We start from the raw sequence: 13,320 nt of genomic DNA on the forward strand, positions 1-13,320 counted from the left end.
GTGGCCCCGGGGCGCACAGAGTGGCCCCGGGGCCACTTTGCGCCTCAACCCCGCTCCGGGCAGGACGCACGGAGGGTTCGGGGGACGCCTCTCGACGTCTGCACAGGACAGCGAAGTGGCCCCGGGGCGCGCAAAGTGGCCCCGGGGCCACTTCGGTGCGCGGAGCTCGAGCGGGCGGGCGGGCGGGCGGCCGGGCGGCAGGGCGGGCGGCCGGGCGGGCGCGGCGGCGGGTCAGCCGTCGATCACGGCCACGAGCTCGTCGAGGAACGCCGCGAACGACGTCGCCCGGCGGACGATGCGCTGCACGCTGTCACGCTCGCTGAACACCTCGACGAACTGCTCGAACACCGTCTGGAACGCCTCGCGGTCCGCCTCCGAGAACGCCACGAGCGCCACCACCTGCACGCGCCCCTCGCCCCAGGCGATGGACGGGTCGGCGATGCCGATCGCGATGCGGGTCTGCGTCGCGGTCATGCCCATCGCGTGCGGCACGGCGAGGGCGTCGGTGAACGCCGTCGACGAGATCGCCTCGCGCTCCACGGCCCGCAGCACGTAGTCGTCGTCGATGACGTCCTGGGCCACGAGCATCCCGCCGAGACGGCGGATGACCTCGGCCTCGCCGCCGGCGGCATCCAGTCCCCGGACGAACGCGCCCGCCGAGAAGTACCGCTCCAGCTCCGCCCGCAGGCGCGCGAGCCGCCGCCCGCGCCGCACCCGGCTCGCCGCGGACTGCACGCGCTCCACGTCGGCCTCGGTGAGGAACGGCTGGATGCGGACGAACCGCTCCCCCGGCCGGGGCGGGTCGATCGTGGTGAGGACGAGGTCCGTGTCGATGGAGTCCCAGGCGGGGTCGATGCGCGTCTCGACGCCGACGACCTCGATCGCCTGTCCGAGCGAGCGGTCCACGGACGAACGCAGCAGCTCGTGCAGCTCGTAGTAGCCGGGGCACACGATCGTCGCCGTGAGCAGCTGATCGGCGCGACGGCTGCGCTCCAGGCGCCCGCCGACGTGCATCGCGATGTACGCGATCTCGTCGTCGAGGATCGGGATGCCGAGACCGTCCTGCAGTCCCTTCGCGATGAACACCGCGACCTCGAAGATCATCGGGTAGGTCGACTTCAACGACCGCGTCAGCGGGTTGCGCGACCATGCCTGCTCCCGCGACCGGTGCAGCAGGTTCTGCACGTGCAGCGCCAGGCGGAGGATGAAGTCGTCGTGGTCGATGTCGACGAGGAATTGGGATGCCGCCCCCTCGACGACTCCGCGCACGGCGGACTCGACCGCGGGGTCGAGCCGGGCCCGCACCTCGTCGGCGGCCGGGGCACCGGGGGCGACCACGCGGGTGAGGACGAGGGTGGCCAGGTGCCGACGGTCCCCCGCCCCGAGCTGGACGCCGATGTGCTTGAGGGTCAGCCGGTCCAGCAGGTCCGCGACCGTCTCCGCCGCCTCGGACGCCTCGCCGCTGGCCTGTCCGAGGCCGCGGTCACGGGCGACGCGGTCCGCCGCGATGGCGATGTGCATCACCACGTCGCCGATGCCGATCTCGTTCACGAAGTAGCCGAGGGCGCCCAGCTCGGCGACGAGCTCCGCCTTGAACGGACCGAAGGCCCGCGCGCCGACCGAGCGCTCGCCGAGCGTGCGCCGAAGGGCATCGAGGTCGAACATGCCGGCATCCATCTCGTCGTGCGCGAGCTTGGACAGCAGCCGCCGCTGAGCGACCTCGGTGCCCCGCAGCCGCGCGGTCGACGCCGAACGTTCGAGGGTGAGCTCGGTGCCGCCGAGGAGCCCCCGCACACGGGCGAGGTCGGCCTCGAGGGTGGCCGCGCTGACGAACAGGTCCTCGGCGGTCGCGAACACGTCGATGCCGTCGGGCGCGTCGAGCAGTCGCCGCACCAAAGTGTGCAGACGGTCGCGCGGGGTGCCCGTGTCGGTCGCTGAGGTGGAGCGCAGCGCGGCCGCGGCGGCGGACCCGGCGCGGTAGCCGAGCGGCCCCGACTCGATGGCCGCGCCCGCGGGCACGCGCGCGTTGACGGCGGTGACGTAGGACCGCACGCTCCGAGGGGTCACTCCGAGGGCGTCGGCCAGGGAGGCGGCGGTGGACCACTCCCCGTCCCGCAGCAGCAGGGCCAGCAGGCGGTCTTGGCGAGCCTTCGTCGTCACGATCCGTCCTCCGCGCCGCCATGGGTGGATACGGCGCTGAGAACCATCCAACCATGTGCGTCGCGCGCGGGCGCCGGGGGCGGCATCCATGTTCCGGGGGGTGGGAAACGAACCTGGTTGTCCGCTGGGAGTCCGCTCATGACAATCGGAAGGAAGGAGGCGGGTCGATGAGGATCCTCGTGGTGTGCGGCGCCGGTGCGTCGAGCACATTCGTCGCACAGCGTGTTCGTCACGCCGCCCACGATCGCGGCCTCCCCTACTCCGCGACAGCGGGGACCCCGAGATCGATCCCGAACGACCTCGACGCGACCGACATCGTCCTCGTCGGCCCGCACCTGGCCCCCGACCTGGAACGGATCCAGCAGGATGCCGCGACGAGGGGGGTGCTGGTCGTGCTGCTGCCCGAGGACGTCTTCTCCGACCTGGACGGAAGCCGCACGCTGGCGCTCGTGGAAGACGCGCTCAGCACCCGGCCGACCGCGGACCGCGTCTGACCCGCCCGGAAAGGAACACCCCCATGCCCCAGCTCACCCGGACGGTCCGCATCGGCTCGTCGCACGGCCTGCACGCGCGGCCCGCGAAGCTCTTCGCGCAGGCCGCGAAAGAGGCCGGCATCCCGATCACCATCGCGAAGGACGCCGGCAAGCCGGTGAACGCCGCGAGCATCCTCGGCATCATCGCGCTCGGCCTGGACCAGGGCGACTACGTCACGCTCACGGCGGACGGCGACGGCGCCGACGCCGCCATCGAGCGGCTGTCCGAGCTGCTGACCACCGACCACGACGCCGAGTGAGGAAGAGAACAGACATGACGGAACTTCGCGGAGTCGGAATCGGCCTGGGCGTGGCCCAGGGCCCCATCGCACGCATGGCGGAGCCCCTGCCCGCTCCCCAGGACACGAAGAGCTCGCTGTCGGTCGAGGACGAGACGACGCGGGTGCGCGACGCCGTCGCCGCCGTCGCGCGCGAGCTCGAGGAGCGCGGCGCGCAGGCCGGCGGCGCCGCCCGCGACGTGCTCGAGGCCCAGGCCATGATGGCCGAGGACCCCACCCTCGAGGCCGAGGTCGACACCCGCCTGCAGGCCGGTAAGACCGGCGAGTTCGCCGTCTTCGACGCCTTCGCGTCGTTCCGCGAGCAGCTCACCGCCCTCGGCGGCTACCTCGGGGAGCGCGCCGCCGACCTCGACGACGTCGCTCAGCGCGTGATCGCCCGTCTGCGCGGCGTCGCCGCCCCCGGCGTCCCCGACCCGGGCCACCCGTTCGTGCTCGTCGCGAAGGACCTCGCCCCCGCCGACACCGCGCTGCTCGACCTCGACAAGGTGCTGGCCCTGGTCACCACCGAGGGCGGCCCGACGTCCCACACCGCGATCCTCGCTCGCGAGAAGTCGATCGTCGCCATCGTCGGCGCCGCCGCCGCGAAGGACCTCGCCGACGGCCAGACCGTGATCGTGGACGCCGCCGCCGGGGTCGTCACCGTGGACCCGACCGACGAGGAGAAGGGCCGCGCGCTGACCCGCGCCGCCTCCCGCGCCGCCGCCGCCTCCGCCCCGATCACCGACGGCGCCCTGTCGGACGGGACCAAGGTGCCCCTGCTGGCGAACCTCGGCAAGCCGGGCGGCGCCGCCGAGGCGGTCGAGCTCGGCGCCGAGGGCGTCGGCCTGTTCCGCACCGAATTCCTCTTCCTCAGCTCCAGCTCCGCGCCCACCGTCGAGGAGCAGCGCGAGGCCTACACCGAGCTGCTCAGCGCCTTCCCCGGCAAGAAGGTCGTCGTGCGCGTGCTCGACGCCGGCGCCGACAAGCCGCTGCCGTTCCTCAACGACGCGCACGAGGAGAACCCGGCCCTCGGCCTCCGCGGCCTCCGCGCCCTGCGGGCGAGCGAGGACATCCTCCGCGAGCAGCTGACGGCGCTGGCCGAGGCGGACGCCGCCACCCGCAAGACCGAGGCCGGCCCCGCCGACCTGTGGGTCATGGCGCCGATGGTCTCGACCGTCGAGGAGACCCGCTACTTCACCGAGCTCGCGAAGGACTACGGCCTGAAGACGACCGGCGTCATGGTCGAGGTCCCCTCGTCCGCGCTGCTGGCCGACCGCATCCTCCAGATCGCGGACTTCGCGTCGATCGGCACGAACGACCTGACCCAGTACACGCTCGCCGCCGACCGTCTGCTCGGCTCGGTCGCGTCGTTCCAGGACCCGTGGCATCCCGCCGTCCTCCGCCTCATCCGCGAGGTCGGCGCCGCCGGCCGTGCCCACGGCAAGCCCGTCGGCATCTGCGGCGAGGCGGCGGCCGACCCGCTTCTCGCGGTCGTGCTGGTCGGTCTCGGCGCCACCACGCTGTCGATGGCCCCCACGGCCCTCGCCGACGTGCGCGCCACCCTGCTCTCGCACTCTCTCGACGATGCACGTCGCATCGCCGAGGCAGCCCTGGCCGCGGACGACGCGGCCTCCGCCCGGGAGGCGGCCCAGTCCGCCTCCACCCCTGTCGCGGTCTGACCCGGCACATCACTGATCGCGGTACCCGCCGCGACGACGACAAGGAGACACAGCAATGACGACGACGTCTACCGCAACCGCGCCGGGAGGTGTGCGCGTCCGGATCCAGCGGTTCGGCACGTTCCTCTCCGGCATGGTCATGCCCAACATCGCGGCCTTCATCGCGTGGGGCCTCATCACGGCCCTGTTCATCCCCACCGGCTGGATCGGCTCCGAGTCGCCCGTCGAGGGATGGCGCTGGGCCGACTCGTACATCCTCGGCGGCGGAACGGGTGCCGACGGCACCGTCTACCCCGGCCTCGTGGGCCCGATCATCACCTACCTGCTCCCGCTGCTGATCGCCTTCACCGGTGGTCGCATCGTCCACGGCCACCGCGGTGGCGTCGTCGGCGCGGTCGCGGCGATGGGTGTCATCACCGGTGCCGACGGCACCATCATGTTCCTCGGCGCGATGATCGCCGGCCCGCTCGCGGCGCTGCTGCTGAAGGTCGTCGAGAAGCCGTGGCAGGGCAAGATCAAGCCCGGCTTCGAGATGCTGGTCGACAACTTCTCGGCCGGTTTCGTGGCGTTCTTCTCGGCGCTCGCGGCGTTCTTCTTCCTCGCGCCGATCATGCGCTTCGTGACCGAGGTGCTCGGTGGCGCGGTGGGCTGGCTCGTCCAGACCGGTCTGCTCCCGCTGGCCAGCGTCATCGTCGAGCCCGCCAAGGTGCTGTTCCTGAACAACGCCATCAACCACGGCGTCTTCACCCCGCTCGGCAGCCAGCAGGTCGTCGACACCGGCCGCAGCCTGCTGTTCCTCGTCGAGGCCAACCCCGGCCCCGGCGCGGGTCTGCTGCTCGCGATCGCCGTCTTCGGTGTGGGCGCCGCGCGCGCCACGGCCCCGGGTGCGTTCATCATCCAGTTCCTCGGCGGCATCCACGAGGTGTACTTCCCGTACGTCCTCGCCAAGCCGATCCTCATCCTCGGCCTCATCGCCGGTGGTGCGACGGGCGTCCTGACGAACGTCATCTTCCAGTCGGGCCTGGTCGCCCCCGCCTCGCCGGGGTCGATCTTCGCGGTCCTCATCAACACCGCCCCGGGCAGCTACCTCGGCGTCGTCCTGTCGGTGCTCCTCTCGGCCGGTGTGACGTTCCTCGTCACCGCGCTGCTCCTGCTCGCCTCGCGCAAGCGCGACCTGCAGGCCGAGGCCGAGGGCGGCGACTCGCTGGCCGCGGCCATCGCGCAGACCGAGCTGAACAAGGGCAAGAGCTCGTCGGCCCTGTCCGGTCTGGCCGCCGGCGCCGGCGCCGCCACCGCCCCCACCGCGGGTGCGCAGGCGTCGACCGCCGCTGCCGCCGAGCAGGTCGCGGGCGTCTCGACCGCCAGCAAGCCGATCCGCAACATCGTGTTCGCGTGCGACGCGGGCATGGGGTCGTCGGCCATGGGCGCGAGCGTCCTGCGCAACAAGATCAAGAAGGCGGGCATCGAGGACGTCACGGTGGTCAACAAGGCCATCGCGAACCTCGACCCGGCCGCCTCCGACCTGGTCATCACGCAGAACCAGCTGACCGACCGCGCGAAGGCGCAGACGCCGGACGCCGTCCACGTCTCGGTCGACAACTTCATGAACTCGCCGAAGTACGACGAGGTCGTGGAGATGGTCCGCACCCAGCACGACGGACGATAAGTCCGATATCACGGAGGGGCCGGCAGCGCGAGCACCGGCCCCTCCGCTTTCCCGTCCGGCCCTCCCCTGCGAGGCTGGACAGCACGACGAGAAAGGCGAGCAACATGTCACGTGACGTCCTCAGCACCGATTCGGTGCGCATCCACCCCGGCAGCGCGACGCGCGAGGAGGCGATGAAGGAGGCGGCCGACATCCTGCAGGCCGCCGGCGCCGTCACCGGCGACTACTTCGCCGCGATGCAGCAGCGCGAGGAGACCGTCTCGACCTACATGGGCAACGAGCTGGCCATCCCCCACGGCACCAACGAGACCAAGCAGGCCATCCTCGAGTCCGGCCTCTCGGTCGTCCGCTACGACGGCGGCGTCGATTGGAACGGCGAGCCCGTCACGTTCGTCGTCGGCATCGCCGGCAAGGGCGACGAGCACCTCGAGATCCTCTCGCAGATCGCCATCCTCTTCTCGGAGGAGGACGACGTCGCGCGCCTCAAGGCCGCCGCCACGCCGGAGGAGCTCTACGACATCATCGCGGGGTCGATCAACGCATGAAGGCCGTCCACTTCGGCGCGGGCAACATCGGGCGCGGCTTCGTCGGCCTGCTCCTCCACAAAGGCGGGTACGACCTCGTCTTCTCGGACGTGGCGAAGCCCCTCGTGGATGCCATCAACGCGGTGTCCTCGTACACGGTCCACGAGGTCGGCGAAGGCGGCGTCGACAAGACGGTGACCGGGTTCCGCGCGATCGACAGCTCCACCGACACCGATGCTCTCGTGGACGAGATCGCGACGGCGGACGTGGTGACCACTGCCGTCGGCCCGACCATCCTGAAGTTCGTCGCCCCGCACATCGTCGCCGGTCTTGCGCTGCGCGACCCCGCGCTGCCGCCGCTGCAGGTCATGGCGTGCGAGAACGCCATCGGCGCCACGGACCAGCTGCGCGAGCACGTCATCGCGATCGCCGCGGAGTCGTGGGACGCGCTGGTCTCCCGCGCGGTGTTCGCCAACACCGCCGTCGACCGCATCGTCCCCGCGCAGGCCGCCGGTCAGGGCGTGGACGTCACGGTCGAGCCGTTCTATGAGTGGGCGATCGAGCGGGGCCCCTTCGGCGACACCCCGCCGAACATCCCCGGCGCGCACTTCGTCGACGACCTCGAGCCGTACATCGAGCGCAAGCTGTTCACGGTGAACACCGGTCACGCGACCACCGCGTACTTCGGCGCGCAGGCGGGCATCGACCGCATCTCCGACGCCCTCGCCGACGCGGACATCGCCGCGAAGGTCGAGGCGGCGCTGGAGGAGACGAGCGCGCTGCTGGTGGAGAAGCACGAGCTGGATGCCGCGGTGCAGGGCGACTACCGGCAGACGATCCTCCGCCGGTTCCGCAACGCCGCCCTTCCTGACACGGTGTGGCGCGTGGGCCGTCAGCCGCTGCGCAAGCTGTCGCGTCACGAGCGCTTCGTCGGCCCCGCCGCCGAGGCGGTCGAGCGCGGGCTGCCCGTCGACGCGCTCGTCGCGGCGATGGCCGCGGCCCTGGAGTTCTCCGACACCGAGGACACCCAGGCCGTGGACCTGCAGCGCCTGCTGCGCGAGCTCGACGCCGAGGCGTTCACCGCCGAGGTCACCGGGCTCGACGCCGCGCATCCCCTGTTCGCGCGCATCGTCGAGATCGTGAGCGCCCGACAGGCGGCGGTACGCTCCTGAGGTGACCGAGACCACGTCCGACGCCGGCGGGGCGCGCAGAGCGCCCCGCCGGCGTCGTCGTGTTCTGCGGTGGATCCTCGGCGGTCTCGGCGCCCTCGTGGTGCTGCTGGTCGGCGGCATCCTGATCTACAGCCAGGTCGGCGTCATGGCGGCCGAGGCCGGCCCGCTCGCGGAGGTGCGCGCCGATCCCGCGCTGAGCGCCGTGGACGAGGGGGCCGGCATCGTCCTCACCCCCGCGGACGGCGGTACCGGCGAGGGCCTGGTGTTCATCCCCGGCGCGAAGGTCGATCCCTGGGCGTACGCCGCCGTGCTCCGCGACGCCGTCGTCGACGACGGCCTCACCGTCGTCATCACCCGCCCCTGGCTGAACCTCGCGTTCTTCGATCCCCGGCCGCTGTCCACGTTCACCGATCTCGCGCCCGGCGTGGACGCCTGGGCCGTCGGCGGGCACTCCCTCGGCGGCGTCCGCGCCTGCCAGCTGGCCGCGGACGCCGACGCCCTCGTGCTCTTCGCCTCGTACTGCGCGACCGACCTGTCCGCGTCGGGCCTGCCGGTGCTGAGCCTGTCCGGATCCGAGGACCTGTTGTCCACTCCGGAGAAGATCCGGGATGCCGCTCCCCTCCTCCCCCCGGACGCGATCTTCGTCGAGATCGACGGCGCCTCCCACGCCTCCTTCGGCGCGTACGGTCCGCAGGCCGGTGACGGCACGCCCTCCCTCGCGCCCGAGGACGTCGCCCGCGAGATCGCCGACGAGCTCCGTGAACTCCCGTACGAAACTAGGTAGTTCCGGCCGAACTGCGTAGCCCTTCCGGTAGCGAAGGCCGTTGAGCGGCAGGCGACCGGCTTTTTACGATCTGAACGACCGGATTTCCTCGCGAGTGCGTACGGACGAGAGCCCGGGACGAGATCCCCCGCCGACTCTCGATCGCTCCGTCGACTCGCCACGACGACGCGTTCATCGACCCCTGAACGGCCCCGCGCCGTCCTCGAGGCCCATGTCTTCTTCGCGCCGTGAAACGTCCCGCCCGCTGCGGCGGCGTTCGGTGTTCACCGCGGTCACCGCCTCCCTCGCCCTCGTGGCCGGGCTCGCGGTGACGCCCGCCATGGCCGTCGCCGCGGCCGCGGATCCCACGGCGACCCCCACGCCGACGGCGACGGCTGCCCCGTCCCCTGCTCCGACGGCGACCCCGGCTCCGACGCCGTCCGCCTCGGCCTCGACGGCTGCGACGCCGACGCCCACGGCGACCCCCGCGAGCACGCCGGCACCGACGACGACCTCCACGCCGACGCCCACCGCATCCCCGTCCTCCTCCGCGCCGACCGTCACGCCGACGGATCGCACCTCGAGCGCGCAGCGCCTGTCCGCCGCCAACGTCGGGATACTCGCCGCCGGCGTGCCGGAGCAGCCGGCGGACGTGTGGATCGAGACCTTCGAGCAGGGCCTGAACACCACCACGCCCTCGTCGATCACCGCGTACGCGGGCGGGCGATACACCTCGACCGGCTGGGCCACCGGGACGAACTGCACCGGCGTGCTCGTGAACTACACCGCCGGCTACCCGAACGCCCAGTTCTGCCCGAGCCAGGGCCTCGGTCAGACGACCATCTCGGCCCGCGAGGTCCGCCGGCTCGCCGACGTGCTCGGCCAGGTCGCCGCCGGCGTCGCCGGCTCCACGACGGCGAACACCCCCGTGGCCGGTTCGACCACGACCACGCGCACGAACCACGCGCTCGTCGCCCTCCCCTACGCCACGGCCGGCGGCACGGTCGTCGCGCAGAGCGCCGCGGGCATCGGCGTCACCGCCGGCGGTTCGCGCTACTACACGCTGCGCTTCGACGCCGCGGGCGCCCCCTGCGGCGCCAACCCGCCCGCTTTGTCGCTCTCGCTGTTCTCGGGGGCGACGACCCTGCTGAACGCCTTCCCCACCGCGGTGAACCCGTGCGCCGCGACCGGCCCGGTTTTCTACACCTCGACGCCGACGCTCGCCGCGACGGGCGGCATCGGCGGCATCCTGGACCCCGCCATCAGCACCTCCGCCCGCGCGGCCACCTACACCGGCACCGCCTCCGCCCTCCTGACGCCCGCGCAGATCTCCGCCGCGCAGGTGCGTCTCACCAACACGGTCACGGGCACCGGCAGCGGGTTCGGCGTCGACAACCTGCGCGTGCTCGACGTCACCCCCAGCCTCGACCTCGCCTTCAGCCCCGCGAGCGTCCCCGTCGGCACGCCCTCCACGCTGACGTACACGATCACGAACACCACCGAGCTCGCGGCCAAGAACGACTGGTCGTTCACCAACACCCTCCCGGCCGGCCTCGCCGTGGCATCCGCCCCCGCCGTCGGCGGCACCTGCGCCCAGGTGACGGGCACCGCGTTCGCCGTGTCCGCGGTCGCCGGCGCCGCCACCGTCTCCGCGACCGGCGGCGACCTGGCCGCCGGGGCGACCTCGTGCACGATCACCGTCAACGTGGTCGCCGCGACCGAGGGCACGTACAGCAACGCCGCCGCCAACGTGGCCACCATGCTCGTCGCCCCCGACGCCGCCACCCTCACCGTCGTGCCGGCCTCGCGCCTCACCGTGCGGAAGAACCTCCCCGCCCGTCTGGCGACCACCGACCAGTTCACGCTGTCGGTCCGCAGCGGCAGCACGGTCCTCGCGTCCGCGACGACCACCGGCGCCGCGACCGGCGTGCAGGCGGCGCAGGTGTCGCGCCTCATCGTCGACGCCGGCGGCACGTACACGATCAACGAGACGCCGACCTCCGGACCCGGGCTCGGGTACGCGAGCTCCTACGACTGCACCCGCGACGGCACCGTCATCGCCACGGGCACCTCGCGCTCGGGCACGATCACGATGCCCGCCGACGACGGCGCCGAGGTCGTCTGCACCTTCACCAACACGGTCCAGCAGACGCGTCTGTTCTGCGACAGCGGGCTGTACTACGGCGTCACCGCGAACGGCACGCTCGTCCAGGGCGACGGCATCGGCGGCTCGCAGGCGAACGTGGGCTCGTGGGCGAACGTCACGGGCGCGAACTCCCTCGGCGTGGCCGCGAACGGGTCCCTGGCCTACGCCCTGAACCGGTCGACGGATGCCGTGAACGTTCTGTCCGTTCTGAAGTGGACGTCCGCGGGCGGGTTCGAGACGCTCGCCAACACCGCGTACACGACCGCCGACCGCGCGGGGACCGCCATCGGCGGCAGCATCGTCGCCGGAGCCGTCGACCTCGCCACCGGCCGCTACCTCTTCGGCAAGTACAACGCCGGCTCGTTCTACCTCTGGAGCTTCTCGGAGTCCGCCCCCGCGGCATCCCGCTTCACCTACCTCGGCTCCTTCAGCGCCGGATCGGCGCCGAACGGCAACGGCGACATGGCGTTCGACAACCGCGGCAACCTCTACGTGCTGGGCGCCGCCACCGTCAACAACGCCAGCAGTGCGGCAATCTTCACCGTCAGCGCCGAGACCCTCGCGGCCGCGAACGGCGGCACCCTCCCCGTGAGCACGTCCACGACGCGCACCCTGAACGGGCTGGACGCCTCCCCCGCCTTCGGCAGCGTGAACGGCATCGCCTTCTCGCCCCGCGGGACGGTGTACCTCTCGAGCAACACGAGCACCTACGAGTTAGACCCCACCACCTGGACGCGCGTCGCCGGATCCCCCCGCGTCGACTTCGCCTCGACCGACCTCGCCAGCTGCAACAGCCCCGGCACCGTGTCGGTGCTGAAGAACGTCGTCGGTCGTGCAGCCGCGGCGGACCAGTTCCAGATCAGCCTCGCCGACGCCAACGGCGTGCTCGGGACGGCCACCACCACCGGGACCACGACCGGTCGCCAGGCGGCGCAGGTCGGACCGTTCCCCGCACCGACCGGTTCGACGCTCACCGTCTCGGAGGCCATGGCCGCCGGGTCCACCTCGACCATCGCCGTCTACACCGTGCGGCTCGAGTGCTGGACCGACGGCATCCGGATCTCCACCGCCAGCGGGCCGACGGGCAGCCTCACGATGCCGGACCGCTTCGGCGCGAACGTCGTGTGCACGTTCTTCAACTCGCCGAGCCCGGTCGCCACGGTCACCGTGACCAAGCGCGTCCTCGACCCCGCGACGGGGCAGTCGACGCCCGCTGCGGGCTGGACCCTCGGCACGGCGGGGACGGCCACCGCCGGCACGGCGACGGTCCTGCCGAGCGAGGCACCCCGTCAGGTCACCGACGCTTCCGGTAGCGCGACCTGGACCGTCCTGTTCGGGTCGGCCGCCTCGCGCGCCACGCTGACCATCTCGGAGGTGCAGCAGACGCGGTTCACCTTCGTCAGCGGCTCGTGCACCGTCAACGGCACGGCCGTCGCCGTCACCTTCACCACCACGGGCGGCGTGGTCAGCGGCTCCCTCCCGGGGGTGGCCCCATCGGCGACGGTCGCGTGCACGCTGATCAACCAGCCCGTGACGTCGCTGACGCTCGTGAAGTCCGTGTCGTTCGGCAGCGCCGCGGCGACCGACTGGACGCTCACCGCCACCGCCCCGGCCACGCCGGCCGGCTCCCTGCCCGGTCCCACCGGACGCACCGGGACCGCCGCCGTGATCAACGTCCCGGTCAGCCCCGCCCGCGCCTACCGCCTGAGCGAGACCGGCGGGTCCGCCTCCTACGTGCAGGTCGGCGCCTGGCGCTGCGTCGAGTCGACGGGGACCGAGGTCGCCGTGACCGCGGCCGGCGACGTCACCCTGCGGACGGGAGCGGCCGTGACCTGCACGGTCACCAACGCCACGGCGACGATGACCGTGCTGAAGGACGTCGTCACCCCGAGCGCCGGGTTCCAGCCCTCGACGTGGACCATCACCGCCACGCCGGCGGCGCTCACCGGCGGCACGCTGCCGACCCAGTCCCGCGTCGGCGCGGCCTACGACCCCGTGGCGGGGAACGCGGCCAGCACGTTCGAGGTGCGCCCGGGCCACGGGTACACCCTCTCCGAGGCGCCGACCCAGAGCGGCACCCGCCTCGCCTACCAGACCCTCCGGCTCGAGCGGCTCGACGGGACGACATGGACGACGGTCGACAGCCGCGCCATCGTCGCCCCGTCCGCCGGTCAGAACGTCGTCTACCGGTTCGTGAACGCCCCGGTGACGGGCCCCGTCCTGCCCCTCACGGGCGGCGTCGGCGCCGACTCGTTCCTCCTCGCCGGAGCCCTCCTGCTCGCCCTCACCGTCGCGGGCGCGCTCATCCACCGCCGTCGCCGAGGAGGAAGCCCGACCAGATGACTTCCTCCGTCGCCCGACGACGCCGACCCCCGAAACACACCCTGCATCACCTCCCG

General features: G+C 72.5%; 9 protein-coding genes. 8 read left to right on the forward strand and 1 reads right to left on the reverse strand.

Annotated features, from left to right (window positions below):
* Nucleotides 1-231 precede the first annotated feature (231 nt).
* A complete protein-coding gene (locus ACO03V_RS11625) occupies nucleotides 232-2,160 on the reverse strand; it encodes a BglG family transcription antiterminator (protein WP_367729645.1) in 1,929 nt (642 codons plus the stop codon).
* Nucleotides 2,161-2,327: 167 nt separating this feature from the next.
* On the opposite strand from ACO03V_RS11625, the gene ACO03V_RS11630 reads away from it, so the two are divergent.
* From ACO03V_RS11630 to ACO03V_RS11665, 8 genes are all read left to right on the forward strand, one after another.
* Nucleotides 2,328-2,654, forward strand: coding sequence for a PTS sugar transporter subunit IIB (locus tag ACO03V_RS11630; RefSeq protein ID WP_367729643.1), 327 nt, complete (start codon nucleotides 2,328-2,330; stop codon nucleotides 2,652-2,654).
* 23 nt (nucleotides 2,655-2,677) lie between these two features.
* Nucleotides 2,678-2,953, forward strand: a complete 276-nt coding sequence (locus ACO03V_RS11635) for an HPr family phosphocarrier protein (protein WP_367729642.1) — start codon at nucleotides 2,678-2,680, stop codon at nucleotides 2,951-2,953.
* A gap of 14 nt (nucleotides 2,954-2,967) precedes the next feature.
* Nucleotides 2,968-4,650 carry a phosphoenolpyruvate--protein phosphotransferase gene (ptsP, locus tag ACO03V_RS11640; protein ID WP_423137692.1) on the forward strand — a complete coding sequence of 561 codons (1,683 nt, stop codon included), beginning with the start codon at nucleotides 2,968-2,970 and terminating at the stop codon, nucleotides 4,648-4,650.
* Nucleotides 4,651-4,705: 55 nt separating this feature from the next.
* The gene (locus tag ACO03V_RS11645; RefSeq protein WP_367729639.1) at nucleotides 4,706-6,316 is read left to right on the forward strand and encodes a PTS mannitol transporter subunit IICB; all 1,611 of its coding nucleotides are present in this window, start codon (nucleotides 4,706-4,708) and stop codon (nucleotides 6,314-6,316) included.
* A 104-nt stretch (nucleotides 6,317-6,420) separates the two neighbouring features.
* Nucleotides 6,421-6,861 (forward strand): PTS sugar transporter subunit IIA, encoded by a 441-nt coding sequence (locus ACO03V_RS11650; protein ID WP_367729637.1) that lies wholly within the window; start codon nucleotides 6,421-6,423, stop codon nucleotides 6,859-6,861.
* Nucleotides 6,858-8,012 carry a mannitol-1-phosphate 5-dehydrogenase gene (locus ACO03V_RS11655; protein ID WP_423137693.1) on the forward strand — a complete coding sequence of 385 codons (1,155 nt, stop codon included), beginning with the start codon at nucleotides 6,858-6,860 and terminating at the stop codon, nucleotides 8,010-8,012. The genes ACO03V_RS11650 and ACO03V_RS11655 overlap by 4 nt, the downstream gene beginning before the upstream one ends.
* A gap of 1 nt (nucleotide 8,013) precedes the next feature.
* Nucleotides 8,014-8,796, forward strand: a complete 783-nt coding sequence (locus tag ACO03V_RS11660) for an alpha/beta hydrolase (protein ID WP_423137694.1) — start codon at nucleotides 8,014-8,016, stop codon at nucleotides 8,794-8,796.
* 259 nt (nucleotides 8,797-9,055) lie between these two features.
* The gene (locus ACO03V_RS11665; RefSeq protein WP_423137695.1) at nucleotides 9,056-13,264 is read left to right on the forward strand and encodes a beta strand repeat-containing protein; all 4,209 of its coding nucleotides are present in this window, start codon (nucleotides 9,056-9,058) and stop codon (nucleotides 13,262-13,264) included.
* The last annotated feature ends 56 nt before the right edge of the window (nucleotides 13,265-13,320 follow it).

It is taken from the genome of Microbacterium sp. HMH0099, assembly GCF_049384025.1.
Lineage (GTDB): Bacteria > Actinomycetota > Actinomycetes > Actinomycetales > Microbacteriaceae > Microbacterium.